The following is a 17,016-nucleotide window of genomic DNA, read 5'->3' as shown; positions in this document are numbered from 1 at the left end:
GCTATGGCTGCGGATCAGGTTGTGCCCTTTATCCCGGACGTGCGGCGGAGTTTCGTCGAGGCTCGTGGGATTCGGTTCCATGTCACGGAAGCGGGGGAGGGGCGGTCGGTGCTGGCGCTGCATGGATGGCCGCAGCATCACTATGTGTATCGGGATCTGTTGGGGGATCCGCCGGAGGGGCTGCGGATTATTGCGCCGGATCTGCCGGGGTATGGGTGGTCGGGGGCGGCGCCGCATCGGTGGGCGAAAGATGATGTGGCGAGCGATGTGTTGGCGCTGATGGATGCGATGGGGCTCGCGAAGGATGTGCTTCTGGTGGGGCATGACTGGGGCGGGTTTGTGGGGTATCGGATGATTCTTCGGGAGCCGGAGCGGTTTGCTGGATTTCTCGTGCTGAATATGGCGCATCCTTGGGCGCCCGCGGGGGTGGTGGCTCGGCAGGCTTGGCGGTTGTTGGCTTATCAGCCGGTGATCGCGAGTGTGGGGGTGCCGTTGCAGCGGCGGACTCGGTTCTTGGAGAGGCTGTTCGGGGCGGCCACCTCGGAGGGGAATCGGATGGATCGGGAGACCGTGCGGATTTTCTCGGAGCGGTTTCGGGATCCGGTGGTGGCTCGGGCTGCCACCGATACGTATCGGACTTTTTTGTTGCGGGAGGTGCCGGGGGCGGTTCGGAGGTCGGAGGGGCGGCGGGCGAGGGTGCCGGTGCGGGCGTTGTTCGGGAAAGGGGATGCGGCGGTGCACTATTCGCTGGCGGCGGCGGAGACGGCGCGGGCGGATGACTATCGGCTCGAATTGGTCGAGGGGTGTGGGCATTTTATTGTCGACGAGCGGCCCGGGTTGGTTCGGGAGCGGCTGGTCGAACTGGATCGGGAGACTCGCTGAGTTACGGGCGTGCAAACTCTTGGCCCGGGGATAGGGTGGCGGGCGTCTGCCGGGCTGGTCGGGTAGAAATTGGTCAAGTGACCGACTAGTCTTCGGGAAACCTGAAACGGAACAGGTTCACTCTTTGTGGAGAGGGGAGGGCGCGATGTCACTGTCCCGACGGTCGGTGCTGGTTGGTGCCGCGGTGAGCGGTGTGGGGGCCGGGGCCGTGTTCGGTGCGAGCAAGGGTGGGGCGCAACCCATTCGGCAGCGGGCGGCGGGGCAGGACTATCTGGTTGGGGTGGGGATCGCGGATATCACCGGGGCTCCGGCGGGGCAGGGGATGATGGGATACTCGGAGGCCGATCAGGTCACCACCGGGTTGCTGTCGCGGTGTTATGCGCGGGCCTACATCGTGGTGGATCAGGCCACGGGGGATCGGGTTGCGTTCGTGAATACGGACAATGCCTGCCTGTTCCAGTCGGTGCACCTGGTTGTCATGCAGCAGTTGCAGCAGCGGTTCGGGGGCCTGTACACCGAGCGGAACGTGAATCTCAATGCCACGCACAATCACAACTCGTGCGGGGGCACGGCTCGGGAGTACGCGTATTCGCTTGCGGCCATGGGGTTTCAGCAGAACTCGCATGACGCCGAGGTGAATGGGATCGTCAAGGCGATCGTCAATGCGCATGAGAATCTCGGGCCGGGGTCGATCATGCTGGGGCGCGGGGAGTTGCACGACGCCAGTGCGAATCGGTCGCGGAACGCTTTCGAGGAGAATCCGGCCGAGGACAAGGCGGCGTTTCCGGACGGCATCGATCCGCAGGTCACCGTGTTGCGATTCCGCAAGGGCGGCAGGGATGTCGGGGCGATCACGTGGTTCGCCACGCACGGCACCTCGCTGACCGATCGCAATACCCTCATCTCGGCCGACAACAAGGGCTACGCCAGCTATCGCTGGGAGCACGACGAGATGGGGGTACGCACTCTCGACGGGCCGCCGTCGTTCGTGGCCGCCTTCCCGCAGACCAACGCGGGGGACATGACGCCGAATCTGTGGCTGCGGAAGATGCACCCCTCGGGGCCGACCGAGGACAATCGAACCAACTGCGCCATCATCGGGGAACGCCAATTTCAGGCGGGCAGAACGGCTTTCGACGCCGCATCGCCGATGGGCAGCATCGGTGTGGACTCGGTGCTGCACTATGTGAACCTCGCCGACGTCGCCATCGACGGCGAGTACACCCCGGACGGAAAACCCGCCCGCACCTCGCCCGCCATGATGGGCGCGGCGGCCATGGCCACCAGTACCGAGGACAACTGGAACTCGCAGCTGTCGTTCCTGCAGGAGGGTGACGCCAATCCCTTGGTGGCCGCGCTCGGCGGGATCGACTCGCCCATCGAGGAGTGGATGCGAGATGTGCAGGCGCCCAAGCTGATTCTGGCCCCGCTCGGTGTGCTGCCGCCGCGGCCGTGGGTGCCGCAGATCGTGCCGCTGCAGTTGATGCGCATCGGGGATCTGGTGCTGGCGTCGGGGCCGTCGGAGTACACGGTGGTGTCGGGGCTCCGCATTCGACGGCTGGTGGCGCGGGCGCTCGCCGTGCCATTGGAAAACGTTCTGCTGCAAGGCTATGCCAACGGCTACTGCGGGTATGTGACGACACCGGAGGAGTACGCCGTCCAGCAGTACGAGGGCGGCGAAACCCTCTACGGGCGCTGGACCCTCTCGGCGCACATGCAGGAATTCGACCGACTGGCAAAGGCTTTGGCGGCACGCGTCGATCTGGGGCGCGGTCCCGCACCGCTCGACTGGTCCTTCGGATTGCAGCCCAACCTGCTACCCACGGTCCCCGCCGACGTGCCGCACGCGGGCCGCGCCTTCGGCGACGTGCTCACCCAGCCGGAGCCGACCTACGCTGCGGGACAGACGGTTTCGGTGGAGTTCGTCGGCGCCCACCCCAATAACAACTTCCGCCCGGACGGTACCTACTTCGAGGTCCAGCAACGCTCCGGAGACGACTGGCGGCGCGTCTACGACGACAACGACTGGTGCACCGAGCTGCACTGGTCCCGTCCCGACGGTCAACCAGCCGCCTCGACCATCCGTATCCAGTGGACGATTCCGGACAATGCGGCGGGCCGCTACCGCATCAGCTACGCCGGCGACGCCCGGGACGCCTCCGGGGCCATCAATGAATTCACTGGAACATCGGCCGAATTCGTGATCGGCTGACCCCATGTTCGTCAGACCCGCCGATACCGCCGACGAGAAGCTCCTCTGGTCGATGCTCTACGAGGCGTCCTACGCCCACGAGAACGGAATGGATTCACCCGACCAACTGCGCGATGTGCCCACCCTCGCGCACTACGTCGAAGGCTGGGGAGCCGCGGGTGATCTGGGCGTGGTCGGCGGATTCGACGGTGTTCCCGTCGGGGCAGCGTGGCTGCGCTTGTTCGGCCCCGACGACCCGGCCTACGGCTTCGTCGACGCCGACACTCCGGAACTGGCCATCGGTGTCGCGCCCGAGTGCCGCGGCACCGGCCTCGGGACCGCCCTGATGTCGGCTCTGCTCGATACGGCCCGAGACCGCTACGACGCCGTCAGTTTGAGTGTGCGGCTGGAGAATCCGGCCAGACGCCTCTACCAACGCCTCGGCTTCGTCGACGTCGAGGGTTCCGACAAGGTCAATCTGGCCGGAACCACCAGCGTCACAATGGTTCTCCGCTTCCGCTGAGGTCGGAAACCCTCGGCGGTATCCGTTCTCAGGATTTCGAGAGCTCGAAGGACAGCCTGCCCGGTGCGAGATAGTCGTCGCGGTCGAAGAGCATTCGGATCTCGGGCCGCTCGGTCTCGGGCATTCGAGCCAGCTCCGCGTGCACGGGCGTGCGGAACGCCTCCCCGCGCGCGGTCATGAACGGCAGCCAATTGTCGTGGTGGTTGGGCACGAACACCTTCGGCCGCAGCGCCTCCACATAGCTGCGCGGATCGCGCAGGCCATTGGTGAACTGGTTGAAGCCCTGCACCGCGCCGATGTGCACATCCGAGGCGGGCAGGGCGCGGAGCACCTCGAGCACGTGCGGTGCCTTGTCGACCAGCGGGCCGGAGGAATCGTGCCAGGTCAGCACGAAATCGCCGAGCCGGAACTGATACAGCAGCACACCGCCCTCCGGCGCGAGGAGATTGCGCGCCAGATGACCGGCATCGGCGAAACTCGGCGGGTACGTGCGAATGTCGCACAGACACGGCCTGGGTCGCATTGGGGTCGAAGCGTCCGGGCCCTCGCGACGGGCGGTGCGCGCCGAGTGAATGTGGCGCACCGCGGTCACCGAGATCCCGGAAGCGAACTCGAAGTCGTAGCGCTCACCCACCGGTGACGCGCTGGAACCCAGTTCCTTACAAGCCAATTCGGCCCCGCCGACCTGCTTCCGCGCCGTCGCGCAATGCTCCGCGGTCCCGTGCACCACGGCCCCGCTGTCCCGCGCGATCGCCCCGGCATCCGCGGCGTGATCGAAATGCCCGTGCCCGATGAAGATGGCCTCCGGCGCGAGCGCCGCCACCTCCTCCGGCGTCGTCGGCACATACCCGGACGTGAGTCCGCGCGGCACCCACGCGTCGAGCAGGAACACCACCCCGCCCATGGCCACCGCGAAACTCGCGCACCCGAACCAGGACACCAACACTCGGTCATCCCGGACCGCGCCGCTCGCCGGATCCACCGCGTCCGCGCCGAAGAAGCGCTGACGTGCGGCGATTGTCTGGCTGCTGACCACCGGTTCCCCTGTCTCGCGTCGCGGCGAGCATCGCCCGCCGCCCGCATTCTGCCCGGAACCGACCGAGCTGTCATCCACGGACGGGGGCTCGACGCAACCGCGCTCCGCCCCGCGCATGGCCGATGAGACCTGACGGATGTCGCCCGCGCCGCACCCCTACCGGTGACGGGCCAGCATCCCCGCGTCAGAGCGCTGGGGCAGAGCCGGGCCCGGCGGCGACCTCGGTGCCCCGCGCCGCCGTGGCGCGAACACAGAGCCAGGTCATGAGGCGCTCCAGGGGACCGCGACCCATTACCAGCACCCATACCACCGATGCCGCGACGGTGATCGACAGGAAGACGGCCAGCAGGAGGTTTCCGGTCGCGTCCGTGACCGAATCACCCAGCAGCTGGATGGCGATGACGTGGGCCGAGTACACCGTCAGGGGCAGGGTGCCGACGGCGACAATGGGAAATAGCAAGGGGCGCAGGTGTTCTGCCGCCAGCAGCAGTGTCGCCATCACGGTGAGAGCGAAGCCGAGGGATCCGGCGATCTCGAAGGTCGTACCGGAATGCGGTTCGGCCGTGCGCAATTGGGACCAGGTTGTCTCCGCGGGGCCGTTCAGATACCCGATCAGCCAGGCGCCGCCGTAGCCGAGCAGCATCGACGCCACCCCGACGGCGAGCATGCGTAGCCGGGTGACCCTGGCCCCGAGATCACAGCGTCCGAGGGCGAGGCCGGTGAGCGCGAAGGTGATCCACACCAGCCCGGGATAGTCTCCGGTGACCGCGAGATCCGTAATCTGTGCGCCGGAACAGTTTTCGCCCGCCGCACAGCTCGACGGCACCCACTGCGCCAGCCACAGCGTGAGTGGCGGCGCGACCACCGCCCATCCCGCCGCCAGCCCGAACAGCCGCCGCGGCGACCACCTCAGAAACGGCAGACAGCACGCGAACAACAGCGCGTACGTCTGCAGAATCACCGAGACTCCGCTGCCCAGCATGGTCAGCACCCCGCCGACCGCGAACAACACCAGCGCCCGCACCAGGATTCGCAGCCGCACCGCGACCAACGCCTCCCCGCTCGGCGGCCGTTCACGCCCACTCAGCAGCGCGATCGACACCCCGGCCAGCGTCGCGAACAGAATCGACGACCGCCCCGCCGCGATCCCGATCCAGCTCCCCGGATCACCCCACGACAAGTCCCGCAGCACGCCGACGTGAACGGTGATCATCCCCAATACCGCGAACCCGCGCGCGGCATCGAGCGCCAAAATCCGGGCGGCCGGGGCGCGCGAGGTTTCGGGCGCGGCAAGTACGGTCGTCATGCGAGCATGGTGCCGATCGAATCATTAGCGGATCGTGAGGTCGAATGAACGGCGCGAATTGTGCCCGGCGAGTGACGCTCGATCGGCCCCACGAATTCGCCTGTTTGAGCCTTACCGGATGGGGGTACCGCGGTCTCGCGGAGGTAACCGAGACCTTGCCGTTGCTCTGGGCTATCGATTGGTGAATCCCGGAATCACACCGTGACTAAGCGGTTGGTAAATGTTCAGCCCCTCGTTAATCAATCGGCGTTGCATCGAATTCAGAGGTAGCTGAACGACGGCTACCCGTAGGGCAATGGGGGCCTGCACAATGTACCCGGACGTGCGGGTAGTCGCGCAAGACCGCGAAGACCACAAGTACACGATGCGCATCAGCCGGTTGGCGATCGACAAGCTCGGCATCCGGCTCTACGACAGGGTCTCGGCGGTGCTGGCCGAACTCATCGCGAATTCCTACGACGCCGACGCCACCGAGGTGGAGGTCGTGCTGCCCTGGGGCGCCATGCTGGCCGGAACCGTCAGGGCCGCAGACGAACCCGCGTACGAGATCGTCGTCTCCGACAATGGCCACGGCATGACGGCCGCGGAGGTCAACGAGCACTACCTGATGGTTGGCTCGGACCGGCGCGTGCGCACCGGCTCCGATCTGTCCCGCGAGCGGCGGCGGCCGGTGATGGGGCGCAAGGGGATCGGCAAGCTCGCCGCCTTCGGCATCTGCCGCACCATCGAGGTGATCACGGCGGGCAGCCGCGACGAAGACCGAACTCCCTTGGGCTGGAACGTCTCTCACATCGTGATGGACCTCAACGACATGCTCTCCGACACCGAGAGCGACTACTACCCGCGGCCCGGCCGCCTGGACGGTACCTTCACCGCCAAGCGCGGCACCACCATCATCCTGCGCAATTTCTTTCGCAAAAGGGTGAATACGGGGACCGAGCTGAATCGTCAGTTGGCGGCCCGCTTCGGTATCGAACGCGCCGACTGGCGGGTCGAGGTGCGCAATGCCATCGGGCAGGAGAGCTTCATTCTGAGCCAGTTGCCCATCGATGTCATGGAGGAGACGCGCATCGATGTCGGCCGGGTGCCGGTGCGATTCGGGCGGCAATTCCTGCCCGTGACCGGCTGGATCGCCTACTCCAAACAGCCCTACCGGGATGAGGCCATGGCGGGGGTGCGGATTTACGCGCGCGGCAAGATCGTGGCGCAGACAAGGGATTTCGGAATCTCCGCCGGATTCACCGGGGAATTCAAACTGCGGTCCTATCTGGTCGGTGCGATCAATGTGGACTGGCTCGACGATGACGACGATCTGGTTCGCTCCGACCGCCAGGACATCATGTGGAATTCCCCGCGCGGGGAGGCGCTCGCCCAGTGGGGTCGGGCGCTGATCAAGGAGATCGGCAGGCTCGGCGAGAAGTCGATTCGCCGCCGGGTCTGGGAGGAATTCGTGGAGCGCTCCCGCATCCACGAGACCCTCGACGCCATCGCCCCGGGCGACCGCCTGTTCCGGGAGTCCGTGCTGGATGCCGCGCGAATCCTGGTGGCGCACAAGGACCGTGCCTCCCTCGACGATCCGGCGCACATCCAGAACATGCTGCGGCTGGCGCTGTCGCTGGGCCCGCAGCGCAGTCTGCTCGACACCCTCAAGGAGATCGCGGAGGAGGAGGGCGATCCCGAATTGGATGTCGTGGTCGCGCTGTTCGAGCGGGCGCGGGTGGCCGAGATCTACTCCCTCGGCCAGATCGCCAGCGAACGCGTGGCCGTGGTGGACCGGCTGCGCAGCCTCATCGACGACCGCCGCTCCCTGGAACGACCCTTCCAGGAGCTCATCGAGAGCGCGCCCTGGCTGCTCGCCCCCGAGTGGACGCCGCTGGGCATGAACGAATCCCTCAAGCGCGTGCGCGCCAGCTTCGAACGCTGGTACGCACAGAAATTCGGCACCCCGCTGGTCACCTCCACCATCGGCAGCCCCAAACGCGAACCCGACTTCGTGCTGCTGCACGACTCCGGCGAACTGTGGATCGTCGAGATCAAGCGCATGGACTACCACCTCACCGACGAGGAGTACAACCGCGCCGTCAACTACCTCTACGAACTGGACCACTTCCTGAACGACAACCCCCGCATCGGCGCCCAATTCCCCAGGCGCCGACTGACCTTCATCGTCGACCACATCGACAAGCTGGGTCCGGCCTCACTCTCCTCGCTGGTCAGCGACCAGCGGGTGGACCGCCGCACCTGGCGCGAACTGCTCGACTCCACCCTGCGCGCGCATCGCGACTTCCTCGAACGCGTCTACGCCATGCGCGGTTCCGACACCGACGACGAGGGCCGCGACATGCGCGCGGGCTGACGCGGCAGACCACCCGCGCCACACCGTCCGCGCCGGGCCGAAGCGAGCACGACCCGTGAGCCGCGCCGGTGCGCAGCGCGGGCGCCGGTGCCCGGGCCGGACGAGGGGCAGCCCGGGCACCACCCCTCACCACGATCAGGGAGCTCTCACGGTGGAGATTCGCCCGAATCCCCACCGTGAGAGCTCCCTGATCTTGATCCCGTGGGAGAGGTGGTGTGGCGCAGGACACTTGGGGGCCTTGTTCGCGTGAATTGGTCGAGTGGTGAGGCACTCGATATGGCCCGGTTGAGTGATGCGGGGTGGGCCGGTTATTCGATATAGGGATGGTGGGCGGGCACTCGGGTGCGGGCGGGGCGTGACACCATGGAGCGCGGCACGTGCGGGGGCGTGGATTTGTCGGATATTCGAGAAGGTTGGTCATGGCGCACGGCACGGTGAAGTGGTTCGACAGCGAGAAGGGGTTCGGATTCCTGAGCCCGGATGGTGGCGGGCCGGACGTGTTCGTGGAGTACACCGCCGTCGAGGGCGAGGGGTTCCGGTCGCTGGCGGAGGGGCAGCGGGTGGAGTTCGAGGTGCGCGCGACCAAGCCGGGGCCCGAGGCCGTCGGGGTGCGAGTCATCGTCACCGCCGGGCACTGACGACTCCCGGACGCGGGGCGGCGATCGCGGGGCCGCCGACGGTCCCGGATCCCCCGCGACGGCGGGCCGTCGCGGGCGATGCTCGCGGGATTCTTTCAGCCGCGCAGGCGGCGGCGGAAGAATTCGGTTGATAGAGCCTGTGCATGTCGCCGCTGGCTCGGATCGTCCTTCGCGAATTCCACCGCGGCCCGCTCGAACTCGGTCGAGATGAAATCCGCTATCGGCGTGGGGACTTCGCCCGACCCCATTTCCCGGGTCTTGGACTTCAATTCCGTCAATTCCGCTACGGCCGTGACGAAATCGGGCGAGAGGTCGCATTCGGCCAGCAGCGTCGGCAAATGCATCGGTGCCACGGCTTTGTCCGGATGCTCGTGCAGCCACCGCAATGCCATTGCCGGCCGCAGCGAATAGAACACCTTCTTCAAAGAGCGATTCGAGTCGAACAGCTGCCACTGGCGACGGCCCAGGTGCAGGTAATGCCGGGCCACCCGATTGCGGTCGGCGACCTCGTCCGCGAGCGCGCGCAATTCGGTCCGGAATTGCTCGTCACCGCGATAGACGATGGGTGACATCAGCCATTCGATCAGCACCGCATTGCCGTTCGTCAGCAGGCGCAGGGCCTTCAACAGATCCCAGCCGTTCACATCCAGGAGACCGACCAGCGGTGTCTCGATGACGTCCCGGCCGGGCCACGGCGTCAGGTAGTCGTCGAGCGGGCGGAGGTAGACGAAACGGCAGTCGTAGTCCGAGTCAGGGGAGGGGAACCCCCACGCGCGACTGCCGCTTTCGATGGCGAGCAGCACGTCGACGCCGTGTTCGCGGGCGATCCGGTCCAGCTCACCGTCGATCGCGGCGACCACGGCCGGGTCCATGGAATCGGGGATCGAACGCAGTGTCATGGGGCCCGACGGTAGCCCCCGGGATCACCCTGGTCCAAGCCATTTTCTGAAGATCACGCCCCCAGAAATAGGGGCGTGATCGGCACGTTATATGGCGGGAATTCGACACCCATATGAACGGCGCCACAGAATTTCGAGAACGTGACGCCGGTCACATCGTGCTAATCCCCGTAACGGGCCCCTAATGCCGCCCGATACGCTCCATGTCAGATAAGTTCGCACGAAATTCGAAGAGGTAATTTCATGATCCCCGTTATCATCGACACCGGTTCCGCCGCTCTGAACGGTCTGCTGAGCACCGGCTCGGCCGCTCTTCACGGCATCCTGGACACCCTGTGGACCGGTTCCTTCGGCCGTTGATAACTGGCTGACGTCGAATAATTCGACTTTCGAAAGCCCGGCCTCGGACTCCGTAGCTCCGACGCCGGGCTTTCGGCTATCTGTGACCGGCGTCTCAGTGCCGGAAAAGCCCCACAATCGACGCGCAATTCGCTAGAAGTTTGCCCAAAGTCGGTGCCTCACTGACGTTTCGACACATCCTCGGCAATGCCCTATGTTTGCCGTTATTGGACAGTCGTCCCATGACTCACCCGCATTGACGATGCGGACATGGCCGTGTCCAGAGGGAGTAGTTGGAGTGGTGGTGTCCACGTGAACGTCGAGGCATTGCAGAGCAGCTGGCGGCTGGTCGAGCGCGTCGGCGACGAGGCTGTGCAGTACTTCTACGCGCACCTGTTCCTGGCGCACCCCGAGGTGCGCGACATGTTCCCCATCCGGATGACCGGTCAGCGCGAGAAGTTCTTCGCGGCCCTGGGCCGCATCGTCAGCAATGTCGAATCCCTCGCGGCCGACCCGGAATTCGTCGCCCAGCTGGGCCGCGACCACCGCCGCTTCGGCGCGGTCGGCGCGCACTACCCGGCCGCCGGTGCCTCGCTGCTGGCCACGCTCGCGCACTTCCTGGGCCCGCGCTGGACCGATGAGCTGGCCCAGACCTGGACCGGCGCGTACTACGCCGTGGCCGACATCATGATCGCCGCCGCGGATCAGGCGTCCGACACCCCGGCCTGGTGGGACGCCGAAATCGTTGCGACGGAACGCCGCAGCGTCGATGTCACCGTGCACACGGTGCGCCCGCACCAGCCCTATCACTACGCGGCCGGACAGTCACTGGCCGTCGAGATCCCGCAGCGCCCGCGGCTGTGGCGCTACTTCTCGCCCGCCAATGCCCCGCGCCCGGACGGCACCTTCGACCTGCACGTCCAGGTCGTCGACGGCGGCGAGGTCAGCACCACCTTCGCCCGCCAGGTCCGCCCCGGCGACCAGATCCGGCTCGGCTCGCCCCTCGGCAACGCCTTCCAGGTGCCCTCCGACGCGGTGGACAATCTGCTGCTGATCGCGGGCGGTTCCGGTCTGGCTCCCTTGCGCGCCTTGGTCGATCGCTTCGCGCAGGAGTCGAACCACGGGGCCGTCGTGCCGCGCGTGCAACTGCTGCACGGCGTGCGCACCTCCTGGAACCTCTACGACCACGAGTCGCTCACCGCGCTCACCGACCACCCGTGGTTCTCCTATATCCCTGTGGTGTCGGAGGATCCGGGCTTCCACGGCGTGCAGGGGACCGTCGGCGCGGTCGCCGCCCGCGGCCGCGATCTGACCGGCACCACCGCGCTGGTGTGCGGCTCGCCCGCCATGGTGAACGCGACCGTCACGGCGCTGACCACGGCCGGAATGCCGCGCCACGCAATCAGATTCGAGACGTTCGGACTCCCGGCCCCCGCCGCCGGACCACGCAGCACGGACAAGGTGGCCCAATGGATGTGAAACCCGACGACATTCGTTCCGTCCGTTTCAAGGGCGCGCGGCTGGGCCGCAAGGGCTACGACGCGGAGGAGGTCGACCGCTTCCTCGAGCAGGTCCGCAGCTCGATGACCCGCCTCGCCCGCGAGAATCGCAACCTCACCCTCACCAGCAATTCCTCGGAACTGGCTCGCCTGCAACGGGAGAACATGCAGCTGGCCGCCAAGGCCGAGGCCCTGCAGATGCAGATGCAGACCATGGCCTCCGCCGGTGAGGTGGCCGAGCTGCAGCAGCAGCTGGCCAACGCGCACTGGGAGATCGACCGGCTGCAGGGCGAATTGGAGAAGGACGAGCTGGGGATCAGCTCCCGCGCCGTCACCGTCCTCAACCGCGCGCAGCTCTCCGCGGACGCCATCATCGAACAGGCCGAGAACCATGCGCGCGACCTGATGTCGGTCGCGCGTGCCCAGCAGCGCGAATTGCTGCAGCGGGCAAGGGAATCCGCGGGTTCCACCCGATCCGCGGGCTACCTGGACCCGGAGTTGGAGGACCAGCGCCACGAGCAGCTGCGCGCCTACTCCGAGCTGCTGCGGTCGCAGCTGCAAGCCATGATCCAGACCCTCAACGTGGAGGTGGACAAGCTTGCGCTGCTGCCGCTCCCGGCGGCCACTTACGGTGCGCTGCCGGGTGATTCGTTCACCCCGGACCTACCGGCCTCGGGACGCGCAGCCCAGAACTGAATCCATCGCACAGCCCACATCGCAACAGCCCACGCGAGAAACGGAATTGGGGACTTCCCTGTGAATATCGAAGCGTTGCAGTCCAGTTGGCAGCAGGTCGACGCCATCGGCCCGGAGGCCGTCGAATACTTCTACAACCACCTGTTCGCCGCGCACCCCGAGGTCCGCGGCATGTTCGCCGAGGATCTGGCCCCGCAGCGCGAGCGCTTCCTGGCCGGTCTGGCCCGGATCGTCACCAATGTCGAGACCCTCGCCGACGACCCGTCTTTCGTGCAGCAGCTGGGTGCCCACCACGCCCGCCTCGGCGTCATCGCCGACCACTACCCGGTGGCGGGTGCCTCGCTGCTCGCCACCCTCGAGCACTTCCTGGGTGACGGCTGGACGCCGGAACTCGCGCAGACCTGGACCGCGGCCTACGGCGCGGTGGCGGATCTGATGCTCTCGGCCGAAGTCGCCGCCTGAGTCGTGCTCGCGGAAGCCGGTTCCGAGCCACAGCTCGGGACCGGCATTCGCGTTTCGGCGCCCTCGAGGAAATGTGACCGACCGGCCGCTTTCATCCGATCAATTCTGAAACCCGCAGGTCAAGGCTTTGATGGCAGTTGCCTACCAGGCGGTAAAACACACCGATTCCCAGCCCATTAAGCTGACGCCCGTAAATCCCGGATCCCTTCCTCAGGAGTACCCCACCGTGAGCCAAGCAGGCCTTCCTGTTGTTCTGATCGCCGACAAGCTCGCCCAGTCGACCGTCGACGCGCTGGGCTCCGGCGTCGAGGTTCGCTGGGTCGACGGCCCGAACCGCGCCGAGCTGCTGGCCGCCGTGCCGGAAGCCGATGCGCTGCTGGTTCGTTCGGCCACCACCGTCGACGCCGAGGTGCTCGAGGCGGGCAAGAACCTGAAGATCGTCGCCCGCGCGGGCGTCGGCCTCGACAATGTCGATGTGCCCGCCGCGACCGAGCGCGGCGTCATGGTCGTCAACGCGCCGACCTCCAATATCCACACCGCCGCCGAGCACGCTGTCACCCTGCTGCTGGCCGCGGCCCGCCAGATCCCGGCCGCCGACGCCACCCTGCGCGAGCACACCTGGCAGCGCAGCAAGTTCAACGGTGTCGAGATCTTCGGCAAGACCGTCGGCGTCATCGGCCTGGGCCGCATCGGCCAGCTGTTCGCGCAGCGCCTCGCCGCCTTCGAGACCAAGGTCATCGCGTACGACCCCTACACCTCCCCGGCCCGCGCCGCCCAGCTGGGCATCGAGCTGCTGAGCCTGGACGAGGTGCTCGAGCGCGCCGACTTCATCTCCATTCACCTGCCCAAGACTCCTGAGACCAAGGGCATGCTGAACAAGGAGACCCTGGCCAAGACCAAGAAGGGCGTCATCATCGTCAACGCCGCCCGCGGCGGTCTGATCGACGAGCAGGCCCTGGCCGACGCCATCACCTCCGGCCACGTGCGCGCCGCCGGTATCGACGTGTTCGAGACCGAGCCGTCCACCGACAGCCCGCTGTTCGAGCTGCCGCAGGTCGTCGTCACCCCGCACCTGGGCGCCTCCACCGCCGAGGCCCAGGACCGCGCGGGCACCGATGTCGCCAAGTCGGTGCAGCTGGCCCTCGCGGGCGAGTTCGTGCCCGGCGCGGTGAACGTCACCGGCGGTGCGGTCAACGAGATCGTCGCCCCGTGGCTGGACATCGTCCGCAAGCAGGGTGCGCTGCTGGGTGCCCTCGCCAACGAGCTGCCGGTCTCCCTCGAGGTTCAGGTGCGCGGCGAGCTGTCCTCGGAAGACGTTGCGGTGCTGGAGCTTTCGGCCCTGCGCGGCGTCTTCTCGGCGCTCATCGAGGACGCGGTCACCTTCGTGAACGCCCCCTCGCTGGCCAAGGACCGCGGCCTCGAGGCGTCGGTCACCACCCACAGCGAGTCCCCGACCCACCGCAGCCTGGTCGACCTGCGCGCCGTGTTCGGCGACGGCCGCACCCTGAACGTGGCTGGCACCCTGACCGAGCCCGCCCAGGTCGAGAAGATCGTCAACATCAACGGCCGCAACTACGACATGCGCGCCGAGGGCCTCAACCTGGCCGTCCTCAACTACGAGGACAAGCCGGGCCAGCTGGGCCGCCTGGCCACCAAGCTCGGCGACGCCGGGATCGACATCCTGGCCGCCCAGCTCACCCAGGACCTGGACAAGGAGGGTGCGACCGTCATCCTGCGCGTCAACAAGGACGTCCCCGCCGACGTCCAGGCCGCCATCGCCGAGGCCGTCGGCGCGGCCAAGGTCGCCCTGGTCAACCTCGACTAGGTAGACCTCGCACCAAGCGATAAGGGCCCCTTCCACGGAAAGTGGAAGGGGCCCTGTGCATTCGAGGGGAAGTTTCAGCGCGTTTCGAGGATTCTCAGCGGCCCGACCGACGGGCCCGTGCCTCGACGGCGTCGCGCGCCTCGGCCAATCCGGCGGTCGGATCCTGGTCCCGATACAGCTTGATGGCCTGAATCTTCTTGCCGCGCCGCAGCAGATCGTCGATCTCGGTGAAATCGGTGACGCTGGCCGGATCGTCGATGCCCAGATGCGCGATGATCAGATCGATCTTGCGTTCCAGGCGTTGGAGTTTGCGCTCGAGTCGGAGATTATCGAACATCCGCCGAACATTACCGGTGGCGGCGGCGGGCCTCCGCCCCCGAGCCGAGCCCGAAGCGGATCAGGCCGTTGCGCTCGTACCCGAGCACGACGCAGGTGAGGTGGTCGCCGACGCGCGGTGAGTCCGCGGTGCACGGTCCCGGTCCCGCGTGCAGCAGCGCGCAGTCGATGGTCCCGGACCGCCCCGAGGCGGTGCGCACCGAAACCCAGTGGGCTCCATGGCCGGTAACCACACAGTGGACGGTCGAGTGAAGCGGATACGACCCGGTCATGAATCGATTGTCGCGCTGAAAGCGGGTGAATCGGGCGGAGTTGTCGCGGATTATTGGGGAATGCGTGGAAAGACGCCGCCCACCGAGCCGCTCAGCGCGGGGGAGCGGCGCAAGCTGGTGATCGGCTCGGCCGTCGTCCTCGCCCTGATCGCGGCCGGGGTGGTGGCGTGGGCGCTGCTGGATCATCGGCCGGATTACAGTCGCTCCGAGAACGGCTGTGTCGCAGTGCTTTCCGCCGGGACCATGGGTGGTCAGCAGCAGCGGGCGTGCGGGGAACAGGCGCGGCAGTGGTGCCTGGCGGTGTCGACGCAGACCGATGCGCTGGCGGTGAAGGTGAAGCAGGAATGCCGCCGAGCCGGGATCGATCCCGGGAAGGCGATCCCGGCCACCGGCACGCCGGGGTGACAGGGCGGGTGAATCCCACTGGTTGGGAGTGATTCGCCCTGGTGAAAGGGGTTGCGGGGGTACCCGCTAGGGTGGCGCGTGGACTCTCCTGCCAGCGCGGAGAGGAGCACCCGCGCGTTATCGAACGGAGCATGGATTTCATGAAACTGGCTGTCATTCCGGGCGACGGTATCGGTCCCGAGGTCATCGCCGAGGCGCTCAAGGTGCTGGACGCGGTGGTGCCCGGCGTCGAGAAGACCGAATACGACCTGGGGGCCAAGCGGTTCCATGCCACCGGCGAGATCCTCCCCGACAATGTCATCCCCGAGCTCAAGCAGCACGACGCCATCCTGCTGGGCGCGATCGGCGACCCGTCGGTGCAGAGCGGCGTGCTCGAGCGCGGTCTGCTGCTGCGCACCCGCTTCGAGCTGGACCACCACGTGAACCTGCGCCCGTCCAAGCTGTACCCGGGCGTCACCAGCCCGCTCGCCGCCAACCCGGACATCGACTTCGTGGTCGTGCGCGAGGGCACCGAGGGCCCCTACACCGGCACCGGTGGCGCGATCCGCGTCAACACCCCGCACGAGGTGGCCACCGAGGTCTCCACCAACACCCGCTTCGGTGTCGAGCGCGTGGTCCGCTACGCCTTCGAGGCCGCCCGCAAGCGCCGCAAGCACCTGACCCTGGTGCACAAGAACAATGTGCTGGCCTACGCCGGTTCGCTGTGGTCGCGCACCGTGGCCGAGGTCGCCACCGAGTACCCCGACATCGAAACCGCCTACCAGCACATCGATGCCGCCACCATCCACATGGTGACCGACCCGGGCCGCTTCGACGTGATCGTCACCGACAACCTGTTCGGCGACATCATCACCGATCTGGCCGCCGCCGTCTCCGGTGGCATCGGCCTGGCCGCCTCCGGCAATATCGACGCCTCGGGCGCCAACCCGTCCATGTTCGAGCCCGTGCACGGTTCGGCCCCCGACATCGCGGGCCAGTCCAAGGCCGACCCGACCGCCGCGATTCTCTCGGTCGCGCTGCTGCTGAACCACCTCGGCAAGGCCGAGGAGGCCGCGCGCATCGAGTCCGCCGTCGCCAAGGATCTGGCGTCGCGCTCGGGCGCCGCCTCCACGGTGGAGATCGGCGACCGGATCGCCGCGTCCCTGTAGTTCCACGGTCAAGCCCCCGTTCCCGCGCTCGCGGGGACGGGGGCCGCGTCGTGTCGGTGGCCGAATATCGACGCCGACAAGGTGATTCACTGGTTAGTACCACTGCCCGAGTGATCGAAACCCGACCGATTCGCACCCTTCGCCCGTTCCCTCCCGGCCGCCGAAATGCCATCCTCAGAGGTGATTTCGTGAAATCGGCTGGG

At 67.1% G+C, this 17,016-nt stretch carries 16 protein-coding genes; 11 read left to right on the top strand and 5 right to left on the bottom strand.

What is annotated here, in order from left to right; all coding sequences use genetic code 11:
- Window positions 1–3 precede the first annotated feature (3 nt).
- From VMT40_RS11065 to VMT40_RS11055, 3 genes are all read left to right on the top strand, one after another.
- Window positions 4–882: an alpha/beta fold hydrolase gene (locus tag VMT40_RS11065; RefSeq protein ID WP_326357884.1), complete on the top strand. Its 879-nt coding sequence runs from the start codon at window positions 4–6 to the stop codon at window positions 880–882.
- 145 nt (window positions 883–1,027) lie between these two features.
- Window positions 1,028–3,094, top strand: coding sequence for a neutral/alkaline ceramidase (locus VMT40_RS11060; protein WP_326357883.1), 2,067 nt, complete (start codon window positions 1,028–1,030; stop codon window positions 3,092–3,094).
- Between the two features lie 4 nt (window positions 3,095–3,098).
- Window positions 3,099–3,596: a GNAT family N-acetyltransferase gene (locus tag VMT40_RS11055; protein ID WP_326357882.1), complete on the top strand. Its 498-nt coding sequence runs from the start codon at window positions 3,099–3,101 to the stop codon at window positions 3,594–3,596.
- A gap of 28 nt (window positions 3,597–3,624) precedes the next feature.
- Here VMT40_RS11055 and VMT40_RS11050 read toward each other — a convergent pair whose 3' ends face one another.
- On the bottom strand, window positions 3,625–4,632 hold the full coding sequence (locus tag VMT40_RS11050) for an MBL fold metallo-hydrolase (protein ID WP_326357881.1): 1,008 nt from the start codon (window positions 4,630–4,632) through the stop codon (window positions 3,625–3,627).
- Between the two features lie 184 nt (window positions 4,633–4,816).
- Window positions 4,817–5,938 carry a heparan-alpha-glucosaminide N-acetyltransferase domain-containing protein gene (locus VMT40_RS11045; RefSeq protein ID WP_326357880.1) on the bottom strand — a complete coding sequence of 374 codons (1,122 nt, stop codon included), beginning with the start codon at window positions 5,936–5,938 and terminating at the stop codon, window positions 4,817–4,819.
- A gap of 322 nt (window positions 5,939–6,260) precedes the next feature.
- On the opposite strand from VMT40_RS11045, the gene VMT40_RS11040 reads away from it, so the two are divergent.
- Together VMT40_RS11040 and VMT40_RS11035 are read left to right on the top strand one after the other, a co-directional pair.
- Window positions 6,261–8,294 (top strand): ATP-binding protein, encoded by a 2,034-nt coding sequence (locus VMT40_RS11040; protein WP_326357879.1) that lies wholly within the window; start codon window positions 6,261–6,263, stop codon window positions 8,292–8,294.
- A gap of 419 nt (window positions 8,295–8,713) precedes the next feature.
- Window positions 8,714–8,932, top strand: a complete 219-nt coding sequence (locus tag VMT40_RS11035) for a cold-shock protein (RefSeq protein WP_326357878.1) — start codon at window positions 8,714–8,716, stop codon at window positions 8,930–8,932.
- Window positions 8,933–9,027: 95 nt separating this feature from the next.
- Here the strand turns inward: VMT40_RS11035 and VMT40_RS11030 are convergent, their stop codons facing one another.
- Window positions 9,028–9,831 (bottom strand): nucleotidyltransferase domain-containing protein, encoded by an 804-nt coding sequence (locus VMT40_RS11030; RefSeq protein WP_326357877.1) that lies wholly within the window; start codon window positions 9,829–9,831, stop codon window positions 9,028–9,030.
- Between the two features lie 609 nt (window positions 9,832–10,440).
- Here VMT40_RS11030 and VMT40_RS11025 point away from each other — a divergent pair.
- From VMT40_RS11025 to serA, 4 genes are all read left to right on the top strand, one after another.
- The gene (locus VMT40_RS11025) at window positions 10,441–11,649 is read left to right on the top strand and encodes an FAD-binding oxidoreductase (RefSeq protein ID WP_326357876.1); all 1,209 of its coding nucleotides are present in this window, start codon (window positions 10,441–10,443) and stop codon (window positions 11,647–11,649) included.
- On the top strand, window positions 11,640–12,365 hold the full coding sequence (locus VMT40_RS11020; RefSeq protein WP_326357875.1) for a DivIVA domain-containing protein: 726 nt from the start codon (window positions 11,640–11,642) through the stop codon (window positions 12,363–12,365). Before VMT40_RS11025 ends, VMT40_RS11020 begins: the two co-directional genes overlap by 10 nt.
- Before the next feature lie 60 nt (window positions 12,366–12,425).
- Window positions 12,426–12,827, top strand: a complete 402-nt coding sequence (locus VMT40_RS11015) for a globin domain-containing protein (protein ID WP_326357874.1) — start codon at window positions 12,426–12,428, stop codon at window positions 12,825–12,827.
- Window positions 12,828–13,053: 226 nt separating this feature from the next.
- Window positions 13,054–14,652, top strand: a complete 1,599-nt coding sequence (serA, locus tag VMT40_RS11010) for a phosphoglycerate dehydrogenase (protein ID WP_326357873.1) — start codon at window positions 13,054–13,056, stop codon at window positions 14,650–14,652.
- 94 nt (window positions 14,653–14,746) lie between these two features.
- Here the strand turns inward: serA and VMT40_RS11005 are convergent, their stop codons facing one another.
- Both VMT40_RS11005 and VMT40_RS11000 read right to left on the bottom strand, forming a co-directional pair.
- Entirely contained in the window at window positions 14,747–14,989 is a 243-nt protein-coding gene (locus tag VMT40_RS11005; protein ID WP_326357872.1) for a hypothetical protein, read from the bottom strand.
- Window positions 14,990–14,999: 10 nt separating this feature from the next.
- On the bottom strand, window positions 15,000–15,260 hold the full coding sequence (locus VMT40_RS11000) for a hypothetical protein (RefSeq protein WP_326357871.1): 261 nt from the start codon (window positions 15,258–15,260) through the stop codon (window positions 15,000–15,002).
- Between the two features lie 60 nt (window positions 15,261–15,320).
- On the opposite strand from VMT40_RS11000, the gene VMT40_RS10995 reads away from it, so the two are divergent.
- Entirely contained in the window at window positions 15,321–15,665 is a 345-nt protein-coding gene (locus VMT40_RS10995; RefSeq protein ID WP_326357870.1) for a hypothetical protein, read from the top strand.
- Between the two features lie 140 nt (window positions 15,666–15,805).
- Entirely contained in the window at window positions 15,806–16,813 is a 1,008-nt protein-coding gene (locus tag VMT40_RS10990) for a 3-isopropylmalate dehydrogenase (protein WP_326357869.1), read from the top strand.
- Window positions 16,814–17,016: the final 203 nt, after the last annotated feature.

Source organism: Nocardia sp. CDC160 (assembly GCF_035818795.1).
Lineage (GTDB): Bacteria > Actinomycetota > Actinomycetes > Mycobacteriales > Mycobacteriaceae > Nocardia.
This window is presented reverse-complemented; position numbering and strand designations above follow the sequence as displayed.